Source organism: Qipengyuania atrilutea (assembly GCF_013370205.1).
Lineage (GTDB): Bacteria > Pseudomonadota > Alphaproteobacteria > Sphingomonadales > Sphingomonadaceae > Actirhodobacter > Actirhodobacter atriluteus.
In genome coordinates, this window is record NZ_JABWGV010000007.1 from 1 (window position 1) to 19611 (window position 19611).

Genomic DNA, 19611 nt, shown 5'->3' on the forward strand with positions numbered 1-19611 from the left:
AAATCTTCGATTAAGTATCGCGTGTGCACTGCTGCCAAGCTTGGGCCACGCAGGCCTGGAATTTTCCGCAAGGACCTCGAGCATCAAGGATTCCGTAACGGATTGTCCAATCGGATTTGAACGCAGCGTTCGGCCAGTCATTGTTTTTGGCCTGCCAAAATGTTACATAAAGGCTGGGAGAAACGCGATGAGCTTCGACGATCAACCTAGAGAATCTGGAGTGCTCCAGGCAGCCACGCAATGGGATCCTTCAGGCGGAGTAAATCCAGAGTGGCTCTATAGGATCGAAGATGAGGCTCTCGAGGACGATCACGAGGCATCGCAAGGGAGCGGATCCTCGCATGCTATTTTCGGATTGATGTTAGCGATTGGGTTCATCTTCCTCGCCGTTTTGAGTTGGTGACTCATTCGTCATCACCACGAAGACGTCGTTGTATCGAGTTCCGCTCCCGCTGATCGCGGTCATAGAAGCGCTCGTTGAAGCGGTCATTCGCGCCGCCTTGACCATCCCGACCTTCTTCGAATTCCCGACGGCGGTTGCCATAACGCGAACCATTCGTTTGGTAGCGATCGCCAAGTGAAGATGCCCCTTCATCGATCCGGTTACCGATCGATCCGTTAGCTGCTCCACTCACAAGGTTTCGTGGCTCACCAACATTAGGGTTAGGCGGACTACCGCGAAGGTCGGACTTGCTGAAATCGCCGGGCCCAGTGACATTGCCAACCAAAGAGCCGCGTTCAGGGATGAGGTCATTGAAGGGGGCGACGCGATCATCGTAGTAATCGGCGATGATTTCTCTCGCTACGAACTCATAGGTTGCCTGCTCTTGCGTATTGTAGTCGGTGCGGGCCAAGCTCGGTGCGGTCACTCCAAGTTCTGCGGCCTTTTCCTGATACCTTGATGCAACAATCTGAGACATGTCGAAGTTGAGGTTCGCACCGTATCCTTCGCGATTGGAGGTATTGTTGCTGAGGGACGTCGAAATTTCATCGATTGCAGCGATGCGTTCATCGATACGTCGGATCTCTTCGAGAGCCTGCTCACGAGAATAGGACTTATCCGAATAGCCTTCGCTTCGATTAAAGCTGCCGCTCTGCGAGTAGCTACCAATATCCTGTGTAGCATTCGATCCGTTGGAGCGATTATCAGAGGTCGAGGAGTCGAATCCCTGGCTTTCTGTACGCTCATTCCCGTGGCTGACGCTATCGGTGCGCAACCGTCCTCCATTGATGCCAGTTTGCGCGCCAGCATTAATACCAGCGCCAGAGCCCCTACGAGGCCTCCCCCCAGAGTTTCCTCTACCGGCAGTGCCAGATATGCCGATATTCCCGCCGCGAGTAGTCTCAAGACGATCAATGTTGGTTTGTTGATTGCCCGAAGAGCCAGAAATCCTGTCACTTTCGCTTATACCGTCTCTGGAATCGAGCGACTGATTGTCAAACCTCTGTAAATTTTCACCAGAGCGATATCCTGCAGAGCTTTCGCTTCCGCTCGAGTTGCGGACGCCGGTCGTTTGACGTGCCGAGGTTCGGTCGAGGAACGAAACCGCACGCGAACGCTCCTCGGTGAGGCTGTTGCGAGCCGTCTCGAGCTCGGAAAGCGTCTGCTGGCGCTCGGAATTCGCGAACTGGCTCAAAGAGGCACCGAAGGCGAGACGGCTCATACCGGGTGATGTATCGAAGACGGTAGAACCGTCAGCCATCGTCCGCGTAAAAGTACCGTTGGGATTGACAGTCGACTGCACAGCAGCTCCACCCGTGAAGGATGGCGCAGTGTTCCATTGGTTAGACTGCCGGTTGAAGCTCGACAGGTTCATGTAGCTCTCGTTCCCGTAGGAATAGTTACCGGTCGTCCGCTCGACAGCCGCCGCTTCCGCTGCAGCTTGTGCCGGCGCGAGCATGGAGGTCGCCTGCGACGAGACGGCCATCGCTCCCCGCGCCATGCCGGCAGCAAGGAACGGGATCGACATCATCAGGAAGCCTGCGATCGTCGCGGTATCCGCGTTGACCGCATCGATACCGGCCATGCCTGCCATCGTGATGCCGCCCGGCGCGGTCGCATTCAACGAGTCCGACGCGCGATCCATGATGAACATGTGCAAGACCACATAGAGTGGCCCCCATGCGGCCAGATAGAAGAAGCCGGTGAAATAACCTTTCAGCGCGGTGACCCCTGTGCGCGGAAGAAGGAAGAGCGGAAAGATGACCGGGAACATCGCATAGAAGACGACGGTCAGCACGATGTTGAGAAGCGGGACCCACGTCATCGCTTGCTGTGTGATCGACGTGTAGGTGTTGCGCGCCTGTTCCTCGGCGCGGAGCATGGCGAATGTATCGCCATCAGCCGCACCGAGATTGGCTCGCGCTTCGAGGAAGGCACTCACCAGCGAGCGTTGATGGAAAATCTGTTGCGCGGTCTGGCTGCTACCGTGGAACTGATTGGCGATGACTGGGAGGTCGGAGATCAGTTTGGCGCGAGCGGCCGCGGGAGTGAGGCCTGGAAAGAGCTTGCGGCCCTCCTCCTCGAGCTGCGCATCGGTATAGGTGACAATCCCGCTCTGAAGGCTCGTGTATCCTGCCTGGCAAGTCACGATCGTCGGGGTGCCCGTGGCAGGGATCCACTTCATGCCTCGCGCCGGCGAGCCGGGACCCATATCGGTCAGGATATCGTTCGAATTGGCGACCGCGTCGAAAGCCGTATGGCCGAGCAGGATGTCATAGAAGAGGCACTGCTTGAAATACTCCTCGAGATTGGCGCTGGTGCGGGGGTCGCGGATCTGGAAGTCCCTGGTGCGATCCCAGAGCCTCGCTCCATAGATCATACCGTTGTTCGACATCTGCAGGGTGCCAGGCATCGTGAAGACGGTCTCGGCCGTGCGCGTCAACCAGTCGCCGGCAGTCGAGCTGACCGAGGCGATGAGGGCCAGACCAACCGGGACGTTGCCGACCGTCGAGGGTGCCAGACTGGGATTGAGGCGATCGGTGACCTGCACGGTGGTCGTCGGGACGATGAGTGCCCCGTACATGAGCGTCGCACCCAGGAACCAGTTGAGCCAGGCGCGCCAGTTCAAACTGAAGGCGACGATCAGAAGCGTGTATATGAAACCCATCACCATCACGACCCGGAGAAGCGAGCGGAAGACCCTGGCGATGCATCTTGTAGATCATCCGTTCGGCGGCGAGCCGAGCCGACTGCTTGATGCCGACATTCGCTCCGATGTTGCCGTTCATCGGATACATCGGCCCTTGGCACCCCGAGCACCAGAACAGTTCGTCTATCGGCAGTTTCGAAGTCGAAGCGATACAGTCGGCCGAACAAGCGGCCTGAGCGATCGGCGAGGTGAAAAGCGCCGCTTCGGGATTGAGAAGCGTCGTAAGCTCATCATCCTGCCACAGCGGATCGATCTCGCTCATATAAGCGACATCGAACGAGCTGGCTTCAAGGCATAGGAAATCGGTTACGACCTCGAGCCAATAAAGCAGCGGGTAGATGTAATAGTGAACGTGGTACTTCGCCGTGTTCTGCGACTGGCCCCCTATCTGCGAGGAGTTCGAGGCGTAGCCGTTCCCGATCGAGAAGCCCGGATCGAGCTTGATCCCGCCAAGATTGGGAAAGCACCACGGCTTGGTCGAGACATCGACGAGACGCACGGGCTCCCAGAACCCCATCGCAAGCCCGACGCGTGGAACGGGCGTTCCGCAAGCGCAGATCGGCAGATCCGGATTCTTGGTATCGGCGCGTGATGATGGCCAGATCTTGAGCGATCCGAGGGAAAGGGGGAACATGCAGCCCCAGCACACATCCGTGATCGGATTGACGAACGATCCGGAACAACGCCCCGGACCGGAGGGCAGTCCTTGGGCGGACGCCGGCGCGACAAGAGCAAGGGCGGCAAGCGCCGCAACAACGGTAAGCCACCTACGCAACATCGTCGGTCTCCCTGAAGAGCCAGGCATCGTCCGCGGCGTTCTTCAGCCTGGCCCATGCCCAGCCCTGAACGGACATGAAGGTGAAGGCCGCGGCCAGGCCCGGGAGAGCGGCGGACCCGATAAGCCGGCGAAGCTGGCCAAGGAACAGAAGTGCGACCGCGAAAACGAGGCAGGCTGCGATGACGCGGAAGCGCGCAGCCCGTATCTCCCCAGTTTCCGGAGCGGCGAGAGGAGCCGGGATCATGTCGCGCCAGGACGTCACGATTGCCTCCGCGGGATAGCTTTCTCGGTAATCAGCAGGAGATCGCCCTTCGCCTCAACGAGCGCGGGCGTGCGGGTGATGCCGAAATGACTGGAGAGCTTGCCCTCCTGGTCGAAGTAGAACCGACGCTGGTGAGTTTTCATGGATTCGAAGGGCGAACCATCGACAAAGATGATCTTAGCGCGTTCATCCGATCCGTGACCGAGCGCCCACTCGATTTCGGCGGGATCGTCGCCATCCACGAAGACGAGCTTCTTGGAGAGCCCCGAAGTCGCGAGCGGATTAACCCGCTGCCCACGTGCCGCGATCAGATTGCCCTGGTGGTCGCGGATGTCGTTCTCGACGACGATCGCGGGATCGAATTCCCACGAACGCGTCTCTTCGGCACGCGCCATTCCCGGAACACGTCCGAGTAGTCCACGCCGTTGCGCTTCAAGGACCGCAAGAGCGCCTCGGTCATGTTGTCCATCTCGAAGCGATCCGAATTGCGGAAATCGGAGATCGTCTCGCCCTTCTGCTGAAGGATGAGGAACCAGTCGGAGTTCTCAAGCGCGGCGCGCGACCCCTCCGACTTGTAGTAATCGTGGATCGATTGCGTCGCCGTGATAAGCGAACCTCCGTATTTGCGGCAGGTGCGCGAATAGGTCTCGACGAAGTCTGCCATCGCCCCGCCCTTCAGCATCTGCCAGGCCTCATCGATGATAAGCGGCTTGGGGATCGAGCGGTCCATCCGGCGCATCACCTGCGAAGCGATGAACATCACGGATGTCAGCACCACGCCGCGCAACTCCTCACGCGTCGCCAGATCGGAAAGCTCGAAGACGGTGAGGTCGGCCGACAGGTCCAGATTGGCATCGCCGAGGAAGAAGCGACCGAATGTCCCGGTCGAGGCGAACGGCAGCAACGAGGTCGCAAGATCGTAGGCGAAGGGATGTTCGGGCTGCTTGAGCGCCTCGATGATGTGGTCCACCGTTCCATCGCGACCCTCTGCTTCCCAGACGGCGTTGACGGCCTGGTCGATGAGCCCGCGCTCGGTGTCGTTCAGTCGGGTCTCGTTTCGCGCCATCTGCGAAATGATCGACTTCAACATGGCGAGGCAGTCGACCAGATAGTCGTCGTCGCCCTGGGCCAGCTCTTGGTCGATCATCCGGAAGGGGTTGATCGAAATGCCCGAAGAGAGCTTGAATTCGGTAAAGGTGCCGCCGAGCGCCTTCGCCATGTGCTCGAAACTGCGACCGTCATCGATCACGATCGTCTTCGCGCCGACGCCGGCGAAGCTCGCCGTCAGATCCTGAAGGAGGACCGATTTCCCCGAACCCGACTTGCCCGCGATTGCCACGTTGTGGTTGCCGGCACCGTTCTGGAACGGCGACCAGAATTGCGGTTGCCCCCGGCGCCCGATGAACAGCAGATGCGGAATGTTGCCGCCTACATATTCACCCTGGATCGGTGCGATGGCCGCGACGTTCGTGGAGCGCATGGTGCGCAGCCGCTTCATGCGCTTGTAATCGGAATCGAGCCCGTCCGCGAGCATGAGCGGGAAATGGGCCATGAAGGCGGGCAGCTGGATATGGGTCTCGTCGATCAGGTCCCACCCGCTCGCCTTGTAGAGCGCCTTGAGCGTTCGCTCGCAGGGCTCGCCACGTCCCTTGGGCGCGAGGATCGAAACCGCATAATAGCATGAGACCAGCTTTTCGCCCTGCTTCACACGGTCTTGGATGAACTGCCATTCGGCGGCCTCTGTGCGAAGCTTCGGGACGAGCTTGACGCCCTTTCCCTCCGCCAGCGAGCTCGTGCGCGCGAACTTGTATCCCGCCTTGCTTTCCGAAGACTCCTGCCCGGGGATGACCCCGCACACGGTCTGGAGGACCGGGCACGGCAAGTTCAGCTTGGGATTGAAGATATCGCCGATGATCTTCTGCGTGTCCCACGGAGCCCAGCGATCGGGGAAATTGCGTACCGCCATCGTCCGGATGTCGAAGCGCTCGGGAACGAAATCCTTCATCTCCGGCACGCCCTCGACAGAGGTAAAGACCGAACCCAGGTCGCTTTGTTGCCACCGTTCGAGATGTCCTTAAGCCCAATCCATCTCCGTTAAGCCGACTAATCCTATTGTCCGATATGGGCATCGCTCCGACGCCCTCGAACCGACGTCCGCTTTCGGAACGTAGCCCTCAATGCTCGGATGACTGGGATGAGAGGGCGAAGCCGACCTGAGCGCATGCCATGCGAACATCTGCTTCTGGCGAACCGCCGAGTTGGTGGTTAGGACCGACATTAGAGTCGCAACCCGCCATTCCACTTTTGACCATCCAGTCTACGCAAGCGCCAAGCCCCAGACTATTTGTCGAAACCCGGGCGGATCGGCGTTTTCTACTTGGACAAGGCGATGCGGGTAGAGTGGGCAGGCACAATCGTTTATGCTAGCCAAAGTGAGCCGGTTCTGTACGAAGTCATTCTGCCGTCGAAATGTGGGATCGCGTCGAACTGCCTTTCTCCTCGCGCACCTGACCCACGAATTCGAGAAGAAACGCAGTGCTCAAACCGAACATGACGAGGCCGTTGGCAGCCACGATCGCAGACAGCAGCCGCACATCCTGCGAGAGGATAACGTCGCCGAAGCCTAGCGTCGTCAGGGAAACCGTTGCGAAATAGAGCGCCGGTTCCAGCGCTTCGAAGGCACCCAATACAATAAACAGGCCCGCCCAAATCCAAGCCGCCAGCGTGATAGCGAGCAGCATCCATATCGTAGAAGCGGCAAGAAGCAAGGTCGCTCCAAAGCGTGTTGTTCGCGTGCGAGGCGGCGTGAAGCGATCATCGACTGAGAAGGCTATTGCGGCAAAACACGCTTGCATGATGATGGTAAGTGCAACGGTCACCGTTCCGATCGCGAGTTGAGCGACGATACTCATCGTTGATGATCCTCAATTTTATCAATTTGATTTACTCCTCCGATTATTATCAGTCTGCAGTGGAGTCTCGCTCATTCTGAGCTTCTACCCGCCGACAACAGCACGACTTGCACATGCAGTCCTCGGCCCGGCTTGGACCGGAACGAGACGGAGCCGCCTATGGCTTCGGCAAGTCCGCAGACGATCGCTAAGCCAAGGCCGGCTCCGCCCGTCTGTCGATCGCGTGACGGATCGAAACGGGCATAGGCCGTGCCTAACGTCAGTTGTTGGTCGGGCGCAACTCCCGGGCCATCGTCCTCAAACGACCAGCAGGTCTTACCGCCATCCGAAACATTCCTTACCGTGACGGTCGAGGCGTGGCGCAGGGCATTATCGACGAGGTTATCAAAAATCCGTCCGAGCGCGGTGGGATCACCCAGCACATGGCTTGCCGGCGAAAGGTCGAGGCCGATGCGGTCCTCATCTGAATGCAGCGCCAATAGATCACCAGTCAGAGCCGTAAGGTTGACCTCCACCGTCGCCCAGACCGCGGCGTCGCTCTCTTTATAGTAAGAGGGCGACGCTGCGCTTCGTGAAAGTTTTGAGGTCAGGAGAGAGGCTCCCGACCGGCCCGTCATGGAGAAAACTCATGGGCTCCGCCGCGAACCCGAACTGCCCGATCATCTCGATATCGCACGAGAAACGCCGGACTCGTTACCGACCGGCGAGTTCGCGATTTTCGAGGATGACCCGGATGAAGCTGCGCGCGCATCGGCCTTGCGGCGACGGATGCAAGGGCTGGCGCGACAGGCCTCGCAACCCCGACGACGGCATTGATCTGTAGGAGATCGTGATGCGAAGCGTTACTAAGGGTTTATCGAGACGCTCGGGCGGCGGTACGCCTCTGGCAGAACATTGCTCGACGAGATTCCAGAGCACATTGAGCCGGGGCCATCTTCTGGACACTCCGATCACGATGAATCCGAAGGATACTGAAATATCTTTAGGTTCAAACCAATGCAACGAAGTTACTGATTTATAAGATATGCGCCAGCTTACCGCCCATTCGTCGAAAAGACGACGCCAGTGCGAAGTGCAGCCATCACGAAATCAAGTTCCTTGTCCAGGCTGACGGATTCGCTGCCATGATATTCGGGACCCATGCCCCTCAGTATTTCATAATTCGGCAAGGAGAATAATAAGTCGAAGACTATCTTAGCGATCGCCGGGAAGTCTGAGAACGCAATTTCTCCGTTTGCGTAGCCGTCCTTTAGAATTTGGTTCATAACGCCGGTAACGTCAGCCACGGCTTTGGCCCTGATCTTGTTCTGCAAATCGGGGCGGTAATTGGCAAGCCATGTCAGCAAGGTCTGTATGCCGCGGCCTTCTGCGGTGAGCGAGGCTTCTAGAAATTTATGCGCAACGGCTTCGAGGCGCTCGCGAATGGGGCCATTGGCAGGAAGAGTGCTCACCGGACGGATGTGCTTCGCAATACCATAGTCCATCGTCGCACATAGCAGTTCATCCTTGGATTTGTAGCGTGCGTAAAGTGTTCGCTTCGATACGTGGGCCGAAGCGGCGATCGCGTCCATCCGGGACGCATCGAGGCCCTTAGCGATAAATTCCTGCAGCGCTTCCTGCAATATGTGCTCGCCTAGTTTCTCGGCCTCCTCTTTTGAAGGACGACCGCCGCTTGAGGTTCTGCGGGGAAGTGACATCTATTCTCTCACTATTGCATTGGTTCGGCCATCTGATCTGCTGCCCAGTAGGACGAGGCCTTTGTGGTATGGCCAGGCAAAGCTCCGCAGCGGGCAACGCGGACTAATGATGCCCACATGAACGCTTGCCTGCCGCAACGGAAAACGGCATGGTACCGGTGAGTTTACTTTCTTTCATCGCCGGCGCCAGCAAAAATGGCCTTTCCCCCAAGGCAATCTCTCCGATCGATCAGTGAGCCGAGCTTTAGCGGTTGGAATGCAATCTCTGTCTTTCGTAGGTTCGTAGGGTTGAAGCCATTGCGGAACTGCGATGGCCAGCGCCTTCCAGATAATATCCCGATCGGACCGATATCGGTTCTCCGTCTTTCTGCCCTTTTATTGCTGGTCGCCTGCGCCGCCTTAACACCGGCTTCCGCTCAAATCGCTCCTGTGGCGGAGCCGATGGCCGAGCAGGCCGCTGAAGTGGCTACCGACCCTTTCGGTCGCGAGACGCCGCGTGGAACGGTGACCGGCCTGATCAGCGCCCTGGCGGCGAAGGACTACACGAGGGCTGCTCACTATTTCCACCTGTCTGCGGAAGAGGATGAGGCTCAACTTGTCGATCAAGGAGCGATCTGGGCCACCAAGCTGCAAGCCGCGCTCGACCAACAGGGGACGCTCCTGCCTTTCGGTGCCTTGTCGAACGAAGCGAGTGGGCGTCTCGACGATGAACTGCCGGCCGACACCGAAGAGGTAGGCAGGCTCGGCGGCGAGGAAAGTCTGCCGATCCTTCTCACCCGGACCGACAGCCCTGTCGGCAGCGAGGTCTGGGGGATTTCGCAGGAGACCGTTGAAGCTCTCGAAGCAGTGTCTGTGGCGGCGACAAATCCGGCTGAACCGGAAGACGGTGAAAGCGCCGAGGTGGCCGGAGCCCCGCTGCAGGACTGGGCTCTCTTGCTCGGGAGCGCAGCCGGCAGTTTCTTTCTCTACTGGCTTATATCGGCCGGACTTCTGGCCATCATGCGGCGTTTTGTGGCCGACCGCGAGAAAAGCGCGATCTACCGCTTCACGCAGGCCGCCTTGCCGCCGCTCAGCCTGTTTCTCGCAGTGGTGACCTTCCACCTGTGGACGGGCAGCATCGAGGCGTCCATCGTCGCGCGCCAGACCTTGCTGCGCTATATCGGTATCGTTGGCTGGGTAGCGCTTGCTTGGTTTGCGCTGCGCCTGGTCGATGCCATCGCACGCGTTGCTAGTGCCCGGATGGAACGCCGCCAGCGGCGGCAGGCAGTGTCGGTCGTCGTCCTGTTGCGGCGTACGGCAAAGATAGTGCTCTTCCTATTGGCGACGGTAGCGGTCCTCGACACGCTGGGGGTCGATGTGACCACGGGCATTGCCGCATTGGGCATTGGCGGCATCGCCTTGGCGTTAGGCGCACAGAAGGCCGTGGAGAATTTGATCGGCAGCCTGAACGTCATCGCAGACCGCCCTGTTCAGGTCGGAGACTTCTGCCGCGCGGGAGATATTGTCGGCACCGTAGAGGATATCGGTATGCGCTCGACGAGGATTCGCACGAATGAACGCACGCTCGTCACCATCCCGAACGGTGATTTTTCCTCCCGCGAGATCGAAAACTTCGCCAAGCGCGACCGCTTTCTCTTCAATCCCACGATCGGCGTCGAATACGGTATCTCCGCAGGCCAGCTGCGCCGGGCCGTGGAGATTATCGAGCAGATCCTGCGCGATCACCACCTGATTGAAAAGGATGGCCTCCGTGCTCGATTTGCTCATTTCGGCGAGAGCTCGCTGGATATCGAGATCTGGTCCTACATCATGGTTGCCGATTACGCGGAAAGCCGACTGATCCGGCAGGAACTGCTGCTGGCCATTTTCGAGAGGTTGAAGGCAGCCGGTCTCGCTATCGCCTACCCGACGCGGACGGTCCATTTGGTGACCCAGGAGAATGACGTCGGCGCGTAGGTCGCCGCGCCCAGATGGTATTCACAGCAGCCAATCGATCGGCGTTTTGCTGAGAAGGCGAGTGAGCACTCGCGACCACCATGTGGTTCCAGGCTCGGCCAGTTCACATTGACGGACATCGTCGCGCATGTCCATCCAGTTCAGTCGGCCTTTGTCATCCACGACGATTTTGTAGGAGCCGGACGCGATCATGGTATCGAAGGCGTGGTGCATCTGTGCCGCCAGATTCTCACTCTGGATGACGATCCCGAGCTCAGTATTGAGAGCGAAAGAGCGCGGATCGAAATTGAAAGAACCGACAAAGACCCGACGGCCGTCTACAGCGAACATCTTGGCATGCAGGGTGGCATTCTCGTTTGTGTTGCGCGGCGAAGGTCGACGCAGAGATTTGCGGGTGGTCTTGGGCCGGTCTCCAGGGGCAGGCATCTCATACAGACGCACCCCCGACTTCACGAGAAAATGCCGATGCTTTGCATATCCGGCATGAACCATAGCGACATCGGTCGAAGCAAAGGAATTGGTCAGGACGCGCACATCGACCCCGTTGCGTGCCATTTGCGCAAAGGCCCTGGCACCTGATGAGGTCGGCACGAAATAGCCCGAAACGACGAGCAATTCCCTTTCCGGTTGACCGATGAGACTCCTGAGGACGCTAGCCATGAGATCGCCTTGACGCGATTGTCCGAGAACCTTGGCGGGCCGATCGCTGACCAGCTCGACGGGCACCCATTCGAATTCAATCCGTCCGGCCCGCGCACGCTCAAGCAAAACAGATCCGGCGGCACGGCTTAGATAATCGGTCGCGGAGGGGCCGGAAACTGACCGCGTGAAATCAGTTGCCCCGCTTGCCGCGTACTGCTTCGGATCTTCCTTCACGATGCAGTCGATTTCGACTGCAGCGGGAAAATTCCAGAACGCATCGAAACATTCGGAGACTTCTTGCACCACCGCGCCTACGCAAAGCGCATCCACATCGGCAAAAATCCCCTGCTCTCGGTTGGCGAAGTACTCGTCTCCGACATTACGCCCGCCGACACAGGTTATCTGATTGTCGACTGTAAAGCTTTTCGAATGCATCCTGCGATTGACGCGGTGGAAATCCAGCAGGAAATCGAGCGGCTTGAAGTGTCGGTTTCGAAACGGATTGAAAATGCGGATTTCGAAATTGCGGTCGCTGGCCAGCCAGCGCAATTTGCGGTCGAGGCCGGGAATGCCGTTATCGTCAACCAGCAGACGGACCCGTACACCCCGCGCTGCCGCTCTGCGCAAGTCTTCCAGCAGGAGATTACCGGTCAGATCGTCGCGCCAGATGTAATATTGCAGGTCGATCGATCTTTCGGCCGCGGCGATGAGTCGAGAGCGGATGGCAAACGCGTCTATGCCGTCCTCGACAAGTGCAACGCCCGTCAGGCCGGGATGGCCCACCGCGTGCTTAGCGACACTCAAGCCGATTGCGGAAAGTGCCGTATTTCCGAACGCATGAGAAGCTGCGCGCTGTATCATGAACGGAGGGTGCCGGTCGCGCATCCGCGTTACGGTGCGCTGTCGGGAGGCGTTGTCTGCGACGGAACAGCAGGGCCAATGTCCGGTTCTGTTCCGGTTAGTGCAACCGACCTGTTGCACAGCTTTCTCGTCATCTCCCGGTCGCGAGTCGGGTCTGTCACGACCGCGCGACCCGAAGTCTGGCCACGCATCCCCATGAGACCGCAAGGACCGGGATGGTCGCCGCCTTCCGCTTGCGGATCGGTCACGGCCTGTAAGACACGCAAAGTGCCGTGCTCGGCATCGCGACACGCCAGCAGCACGCGCACGCCTTTCATCGCCAGGTGCGGGGCGATCTCGTAGCCGGTGCCGCTATTGGCGCCGTTAACGACGGCCGGCCGTCCGGATTGATGGGGGATATCGGAAAAGGCGAAGCTCATGCGGTATGTTCGTCCCGGTGCCATGACGGGCGCTAATCCTCGGAACTCGTCGTTTCGGGCACGGCTGATGCGACAGTGTCCGGATCCGACGATGGCGGACTATCCTGCCATGCCTGTGCCCGACCGCGCTCCACGCCATAGTCGAACAGCGTGCGCATATAATCCTGCTCGAAAAGATCGTGCTCGTCCGCGTCGAAGTCCTGCTCGATAAAGGTCAAGTGATATCCGGCGCCGGTCGATCTCGCCCAGACATAGGCCGAGGCCACACGGTCCTGGAGGCTGGAGAAGAGCATCACCTCAAGCGTCCGCTTGGCGATGCTGGAGAGACCTGCTTCGATCAGCTCGAACTCGCCTGCCATCTTGCCGTTGACCAGCAGATACAGCTCCGTTGGGGACTGGCTGTCCCGCAGGATCTGGTCGTTCGCGACCGGCGGAGCGGCCATCAGGGTCGCAATGGTGCCGCCATCGACATGGAGTTCGCTGATTCGCTCTCCCTGCGCTTCCATCTCGATCAGCACCGGGGGGAACTGCACCGGGACGGAGCTGCTGGCGAGCAGGATGCGCCGGAAAAGGGCATAGCGACCGGGCGCATCACCGGCCGCGATCGCTCCCATGTCCCAGATCGCATTGCCGGGGCGGTCGAGGCTGACGGTGCCGACGAACAGGCGCCGGCCCTTGCGGTGCTCTTCGCCGATGGCATCGATCACCGCATCAGTGGCGAAGCGGGCGATTAGAGCCTCGAGCGGCCCGGTCGTCGCGACGCTGGTCGAGAACGGGATCGCCAACGCGAAGCGGTCCTTGTAAATGTCGTCGGGCGTGATCTCGGTATAGGCGCGTTTCAGCTCGTCGTCGTAGTCCGGCCCGAGCAGCGCGAAGGGGGCGATGAGAGCCCCGGTGCTGACTCCAGTGACCACGGCAAATTCAGGTCGCTTGCCGGTTTGCGACCATCCGTTGAGAAAACCCGCACCATAGGCCCCGTCATCCCCACCGCCCGACAGCGCGAGCACGCGCAGTGGCTCGCCCGGCGGTGGCGGGGCGATCGAGATCTGTGTCAACAGGTCGGGGGAATTGGCCCAATGGCGGATTTTCGGCGAATCCGGCGCGTGCGCGGCTTCGATCTGCGCGGCCTCGAACGGTTGCCGGTCGAAGCTGGCACAACCGCCAAGCAGCAATGCGGGGCCGAGCACTCCCAGGACGAGCGTTCGCACCAGGTCGATGGCCTGTCCCGGCATCATGGTCAGGCGGAGTTCTTTACGGGTTCGCATCGCCATCCTTCTCGGAAATCTCTGGGGGATCAGCCTCCGGCGCGTTCCAGCTTCCGCCGAGCGCCAGATTGAGCGTGACGAACTGCTCGCGTTCCATGCGCTCGATCGTCGCCAGATCGCTGCGCGCAGTGATCGCCTGCTGCCGGATCTGCAACACGTCAAGCAGGCTGCTTTCGCCGACCCTGTACCGCAGATCCTCGATCCTGAGCGCTTCCTCTATCTCGCGCACGCGGATGACGGCCGCGTCCCGGCGGCGGCGAAGCACCACGCCGCTGTCGAGCGCGGTTTCCACCTCCTCGAAAGCGGCCAGCGCGGCGCCGGCATATTGCGCGATCGCCGCGCGCAGTTCGGCATCGGCAATGTTTTCGCCGGCAGCCAGCGCGCCGCCCTGGTAGATCGGCGCCGCGACATTGCCGCCAATGCTGAACAGGGTCGCGGTAGGATCGAAGATATTTTCAAGGGCGTCCGACACCGCGCCCGCCAGCCCCGTGAGCGACAGGCGCGGCAGGCGCGCCTTGCTGGCCTGGTCCTCGGCATGCAGTGCGGCGGCGACGCGCCGCTCGGCCGCGACCAGATCGGGCCGCCGCTCGAGCAGCGTCGAAGGCAGCCCGGCAGGCGGCGGCGTTGGCATGGGCGGCAAGTCAATTCCCGAGGCGAACTCGGCCGCGGGATAGCGCCCGACCAGTAGTTCGAGAGCACGGATCGCCTCGCGCCGCGCGCCCTGTGCCCGTGCGAGAGCCTCGCGCGCCTGTTCGAGATTGGCGCGGATCAGTGCCAGATCGCCATCCATCGCGACGCCCTCGCGGACCTGCAGACCCACCAGGCGATGCAGATGTTCGAGCGTATCAACCGCTTCCTCGGCCAGCCCCACCTGCCGCGAAGCCTCGATCGAGACCAGATAGGCGCGCGCCACGCCCGCGGCAATCGATTGCCGGGCCGCGAAATAGTCGGCGCGGGCAGCCGCCTCGTTCTCGAGCGCGGCATACCAGCCATCGCTGATCCTGCCCCACAGGTCGATTTCCCAACTCGCCTGCGCCAGTCCCAGAAAGCTGGTGCTGTCATATTCGATGCTGGACGGCACCGGCAGTCCGGCCTGCCCGCCGATTTCGATATCATCGATCTCGATATGGCTGCGCGAACCCAGGCCGACCGCCTGAACGGCCGGACGCAGCCCGGAACGCGCCTGACGGGCAAGTGCTGCGGCGCGCTGGACCTGCGCCGCGGCGGCCTGAAGATCACTGTTCTTCTCCTGCGCTTCGGCCACGAGCGCGGCGAGGCGCGGGTCGCCGAAGGCGGCGACCCATCCGTCCGCGACCGGCCCTGCGGCATCGGCGACTGCCCGCCAGCGTTCCGGCAAAGGCGGCAGGGCCGCGCGGGCGGGTGCGACCGGACCATCGCCGACCCTGTCGGGATGCGAGCAGCCTGACACCAGCATCAGGCCGAGCAACATGGCGGTGAGAGGGACGATGCGCATGGTTCAACTTGCCCCCTGTGGCTCGGCTGCGGTCTCGTCAGGGCCGATCTTGAAGAAGATTGCATAGAGGACCGGCACCACGAACAGGGTCAGTACCGTCCCGAAGGCCAGCCCGAAGGCCAGGACCACGGCCATCGCCTTGAAGAAGGCGTCGAACAGCAGTGGGATGACGCCGAGTACCGTCGTCAGCGAACTCAGGATGACCGGGCGGGCGCGATCATAGGCTGCCTCAATGATGGCATCGAAACGCGGTTTGCCCTCGCCGATCTCGATATCCATCTGATCGACCAGCACGATCGCGTTCTTGATCAGCAGGCCCGAGAGCGAGAGCACACCGAGAATGGCGATGAACTCCATCGCTATGCCGGTGAAGAGCAGGCCGATGGTTACGCCGATGATCGCCAGCGGCACGATCATGAAAATGATCACCGGCTGGCGCACTGCGTTGAACAGCACGATTACCACCAGCACCATGCCGATGACACCGAGCGGGACCACGCCAATCAGCGAATCGATCGCCTCGGTGCTCGTTCCTTCCTGGCCGTCCCATTCGAAATGGTAGCTGGAAGGCAGTTCGATCGCCTCGACGTCTCCGCGCACGCGATCGAGCAGACGGTTGGCGGTTTCGCCCGGCGCGGGATCGGCCTGGGCGTTGATTGCCCAGCGCTGATCGATCCGCTGAATCTGCGAATGACGCCAGCGGGTCTCGAAACCGTCGATCACTTCCTGCAGCGGAAGCGAGGCGCCGCTGGCGCTGAACACCTGGATTGCTTCCATGTTCTGCGCGTCGCGCGTTTCGCTTTCGGGCGAGCGGGCGATGATCGGGATCAGGTCGTCGCCCTCGCGGAAGACGCCTATCGGACGGCCCGCGAACGTGCCCTGCAAGGCCTCGGCCACGTCCTCGCGGCTGACGCCAAGGCGACGCGCGCGCGTTTCGGAATAGAGCGGGTGGATGACCGGCACCTGCTCGCGCCAGTCATCCTTCACGAGGATGGCCGCTTCGTCCTCGGCGAAGACATCCTTGGCCTGCTGCGCCAGGCTCTGCAGAACCGCCGGATCGGGCCCCGAAAACTGCGCCTCGATCTTCGAGCCGCCACCCGGCCCCAGTTCGAACAGCCAGACCTTGGCGCGCGCTTCGGGGGCGTTCTCTTGCAAATAGGCATGCACATCTGCCTGCAGCCGCTCGAGCGTCGAGGCGTCCTCAACCCGCAGGATCATCTGGCCGAAGGAGGATGTCGGCGCCTCGGGCTGATAGACCAGCTTGTAACGCAAGGTACCCATGCCGACCACGGTCTGAACGTCAGTAACGCCGTCCATCGTCGCCAGATCCTCCTCAATCTCCTCCAGGTCGGCATTGGTCCGCTCGATATCGGTGCCCGCAGGCAGCCAGTAATCGACCATCAAATGCGGCGTGGTGGAGGCGGGAAAGAAACCCTGTTCCACGAACGCGAAGCCCACAAGGGAGACGGCGAACAACCCCCCGGTCAGGCCCATGGTACGCCAGCGATGGCGCAGCGCGCGCGCGAGCCATTCGCGATAGGCGGTGCCGATCCGGCCGGCTTCGCGCTGCGGGGCGGCCTCGTCCTCGAGACCGTCGTGGCCTGCATCGAATCCTGTCTCCCGATCAGTGCCGGAAGCGGCAGCATCCTCCTCCTTCTCGAACAGCCAGTTGGCGAGAAAAGGCGCTACGGTGACCGCGAAGAACCACGAGAACAAGAGCGAGATCATCATCACCCAGAACAGGTGATTGGTGTATTCGGCGACCTGCCCGGGGGCGAGGCCGATCGGGGCGAAGGCGATGATGCCGACCAGCGTGCCTCCTAGTAGCGGCCACAGCATCTGGCCCACGATCGCGCGCGCCGCCTCCAGCCTGTTTTTGCCCTGCTTGAGGCCGACGAGCATCCCCTCGACCACGACGATGGCGTTGTCCACCATCATTCCCAGCGCGATGATCAGCGCGCCCAGCGAGATGCGGTGCATCGGTATCCCGCCGGCATTCATCCCAGCCAGCGTCGCCGCGACGGTGAGCATGAGCACGGCGCCGATGACCACGGCCGAGCGCCAGCCCATGAAGATCAGCAGCGTGACCACCACGATGACGAGCGCCGTCGCGACATTGATCACGAAATCGCCGATCGCGTCCGACACCACCTTGCCCTGGTGGTAGAATTCGTGGATCTCGATGCCGATCGGGCGGTCGCTCTCGCTCGCGCGCAGCTTGGCTTCGATCGCCTCGCCGACCTCGACCACATTTGTGCCGGTCGCATTCGAGATGCCCATGCCCACCGCCGGCCTGCCATTGTAGCGCAGGATCTGCATCGGCGGATCGACATAGCCGCGCGTCACGCGGGCCAGATCGCCCAGTCTCACGACCGCGCCTTCCTGGCCGGTCATCACCGGCAGATCGCGCAATTCCTCGACCGAATCGATCTCGCCGGTGGGAACGATCTCCAGACGCTGGTCGCCGACGCGCACGCTGCCCGCTGCGACGACGGAATTCTGCTGTGCTAGATCCTGATAGACGCTCTGCACCGACAGCCCCAGCGCCGCGACCCGCTCGCGCATGATCTCGACATAGAAGGCCTCGCGTTGCTCGCCCGACAGCACCACCTTGCCCACACCCTCCACACCGCTCAGGTCGGTGCGCAGCTTTTCGGCATAGTCGTACAGCTCGGCCGGCGAATAACCATCGGCGGTTAGCATGTAGAAGATGCCGAAGACGTCGCCGAAATCGTCGTTGACGATCGAGGGACCTGCCCCGGGCGGAAGCAGCCGGGCGGCATCGGCCACGCGGTTGCGCAGCTTGGTCCAGACGATCTGGAGCTGTTCCTTGTTGCGCCCGAACTCGTACTTGATCTCCACCTCGATGCGCGACTGGCCCGCCTCGGAGGTCGAAACAATCTCCTTCACCTCCTGCATCTGCCCGATCTCCCGCTCGAGACGCTGGGTGACCTCGGTGGCGACCTCCATCGGCGATCCGCCAGGATAGGGTGTTACCACGACAGCGCGGCGGATGGTGAACTCGGGATCCTCGAAGCGCGGCAGCGACCCATAGGCCGCCATCCCGGCAACGATCGTCCCGATGATGACGAGCAGGATGAGCAGGCGATTCCTGATCGAGAAGACGGCGGGATTAAACGACATGGCTCAGTCCCGCTCGTAGGGGCGGACTTTCATCCCCTCTTCGAGATTGGCCACGCCAGCAGCCACTATCAGGTCTCCGCGGCCGATGCCGGCAGTTACAGGCAGCATTCCGCCTGCTCCCTTGCCTACGGTGACGCGGCGCAGCGCGATGGCTCCCGTCCTGCGGTCCACGCGCCAGACGAATGTCTTTTCGTCACGCCCAACGATCGCTTCCAGTGGCACAGCCGGCATCTCGGCATCATCGGTATCGAGCTCGACATGCAGTGTTCCCGTCATGCCCGGCAGGATCAGCGCGCCGGAAGGCGGATCGAACAGGAACGTCGCCTCGTAGGTGAGCGACTGACGCGTGGCGTCGGTGGCGAACGAGCCGAACCGGGCCGCGAACCGCCTGTCGGGAAGACTGTCGAGCGCGATCGCCGCGTTGATCGGGGCCCGCTGCTCGGCATTGGCAACGATGGACGAGGGAACCTGGACCACCACCTTGGCGGAACCGGCGGTCTGTAAGGTCACGACCGGCTGCTGCGGCGAAACATATTCGAACGGCTCGGTCAGTCGCCTGGCCACGCGGCCCGAAAAGGGCGCCCGCAAGACGGTCTTCTCCAACTGCTCGCGCGCATTGTCAAGTTCGGCTCGCGCAGTGTCGCGCTGCGTTTCGCGCTGAACGTGCACTGCCCGCGGAATCGCGCCTTCGCCGACCAGCGCGTCGGCGCGGCGGAATGCATCCTGTGCCGCCTCGTACTGTTCGCGTGCCTGGACGAGCTGGTTGCGCGCGATGGTCTGGTCGAGCTGCGCGATCACCGTGCCGGCCCTGACGAAATCGCCCTGGTCCACCGTCAGCCGGACGATCTTGCCCGGCACATCGAAGGTTAGATCCGAAGATGTGCTTGCCTCGATGATCGCGGGAAACTCGTAAGTCCTCGCCTGACCGCCTGCCGCCACGGTGTAGAGTTTGACCGGACGCCGATCGGCCTCCTCCGGAATGGGAGCATCGTCGCAACCTGCAACAAGGCATGCGAAAATTAGCGAAACGAATATGCGCAGCATGAAGA

General features: G+C 61.2%; 15 protein-coding genes and 1 pseudogene. 2 read left to right on the forward strand and 14 right to left on the reverse strand.

Annotated features, from left to right (window positions below; all coding sequences use genetic code 11):
• Positions 1 to 403 (forward strand): hypothetical protein (locus tag HUV48_RS14260; protein WP_217906831.1); only part of this gene is annotated, 403 nt, incomplete at its 5' end.
• A gap of 1 nt (position 404) precedes the next feature.
• Here the strand turns inward: HUV48_RS14260 and HUV48_RS14430 are convergent.
• The 8 genes and pseudogenes from HUV48_RS14430 to HUV48_RS13110 all read right to left on the reverse strand — a co-directional run bounded on the left by HUV48_RS14430 (position 405) and on the right by HUV48_RS13110 (position 8801).
• A complete protein-coding gene (locus tag HUV48_RS14430) occupies positions 405 to 3110 on the reverse strand; it encodes a conjugal transfer protein TraG N-terminal domain-containing protein (RefSeq protein WP_225871711.1) in 2706 nt (901 codons plus the stop codon).
• 1 nt (position 3111) lies between these two features.
• Positions 3112 to 3930 (reverse strand): annotated as a pseudogene (locus HUV48_RS13080) (TraU family protein); the annotation flags it as partial.
• Complete coding sequence (locus tag HUV48_RS13085) at positions 3920 to 4192, reverse strand: hypothetical protein (protein ID WP_176268258.1); 273 nt, start codon at positions 4190 to 4192, stop codon at positions 3920 to 3922. The pseudogene HUV48_RS13080 and the gene HUV48_RS13085, both read right to left, overlap by 11 nt.
• Positions 4189 to 4587: a hypothetical protein gene (locus HUV48_RS13090; protein WP_176268259.1), complete on the reverse strand. Its 399-nt coding sequence runs from the start codon at positions 4585 to 4587 to the stop codon at positions 4189 to 4191. Before HUV48_RS13090 ends, HUV48_RS13085 begins: the two co-directional genes overlap by 4 nt.
• Positions 4500 to 6206: a TraC family protein gene (locus HUV48_RS13095; RefSeq protein WP_501037482.1), complete on the reverse strand. Its 1707-nt coding sequence runs from the start codon at positions 6204 to 6206 to the stop codon at positions 4500 to 4502. Before HUV48_RS13095 ends, HUV48_RS13090 begins: the two co-directional genes overlap by 88 nt.
• 439 nt (positions 6207 to 6645) lie before the next feature.
• Positions 6646 to 7104, reverse strand: coding sequence for an ion channel (locus tag HUV48_RS13100; protein WP_087910621.1), 459 nt, complete (start codon positions 7102 to 7104; stop codon positions 6646 to 6648).
• 71 nt (positions 7105 to 7175) lie between these two features.
• Positions 7176 to 7721, reverse strand: a complete 546-nt coding sequence (locus HUV48_RS13105; RefSeq protein WP_082347913.1) for a sensor histidine kinase — start codon at positions 7719 to 7721, stop codon at positions 7176 to 7178.
• A gap of 417 nt (positions 7722 to 8138) precedes the next feature.
• On the reverse strand, positions 8139 to 8801 hold the full coding sequence (locus HUV48_RS13110; protein WP_053833462.1) for a TetR/AcrR family transcriptional regulator: 663 nt from the start codon (positions 8799 to 8801) through the stop codon (positions 8139 to 8141).
• A gap of 195 nt (positions 8802 to 8996) precedes the next feature.
• Between HUV48_RS13110 and HUV48_RS13115 the strand changes: the two genes are divergently transcribed.
• Positions 8997 to 10757 carry a mechanosensitive ion channel family protein gene (locus tag HUV48_RS13115; RefSeq protein ID WP_225871713.1) on the forward strand — a complete coding sequence of 587 codons (1761 nt, stop codon included), beginning with the start codon at positions 8997 to 8999 and terminating at the stop codon, positions 10755 to 10757.
• Positions 10758 to 10778: 21 nt separating this feature from the next.
• Here the strand turns inward: HUV48_RS13115 and HUV48_RS13120 are convergent, their stop codons facing one another.
• The 6 genes from HUV48_RS13120 to HUV48_RS13145 are packed head-to-tail and all read right to left on the reverse strand — an operon-like array spanning position 10779 to position 19606.
• Positions 10779 to 12260 (reverse strand): phospholipase D-like domain-containing protein, encoded by a 1482-nt coding sequence (locus tag HUV48_RS13120; RefSeq protein ID WP_063612558.1) that lies wholly within the window; start codon positions 12258 to 12260, stop codon positions 10779 to 10781.
• 29 nt (positions 12261 to 12289) lie between these two features.
• Positions 12290 to 12679 carry a hypothetical protein gene (locus HUV48_RS13125; protein WP_046903475.1) on the reverse strand — a complete coding sequence of 130 codons (390 nt, stop codon included), beginning with the start codon at positions 12677 to 12679 and terminating at the stop codon, positions 12290 to 12292.
• A 32-nt stretch (positions 12680 to 12711) separates the two neighbouring features.
• Complete coding sequence (locus tag HUV48_RS13130) at positions 12712 to 13944, reverse strand: patatin-like phospholipase family protein (protein WP_158246558.1); 1233 nt, start codon at positions 13942 to 13944, stop codon at positions 12712 to 12714.
• Positions 13931 to 15418 carry an efflux transporter outer membrane subunit gene (locus HUV48_RS13135; protein WP_053833465.1) on the reverse strand — a complete coding sequence of 496 codons (1488 nt, stop codon included), beginning with the start codon at positions 15416 to 15418 and terminating at the stop codon, positions 13931 to 13933. Before HUV48_RS13135 ends, HUV48_RS13130 begins: the two co-directional genes overlap by 14 nt.
• 3 nt (positions 15419 to 15421) lie before the next feature.
• Positions 15422 to 18562, reverse strand: a complete 3141-nt coding sequence (locus HUV48_RS13140; RefSeq protein ID WP_063612556.1) for an efflux RND transporter permease subunit — start codon at positions 18560 to 18562, stop codon at positions 15422 to 15424.
• Positions 18563 to 18565: 3 nt separating this feature from the next.
• On the reverse strand, positions 18566 to 19606 hold the full coding sequence (locus tag HUV48_RS13145; protein ID WP_066850901.1) for an efflux RND transporter periplasmic adaptor subunit: 1041 nt from the start codon (positions 19604 to 19606) through the stop codon (positions 18566 to 18568).
• Positions 19607 to 19611 lie beyond the last annotated feature (5 nt).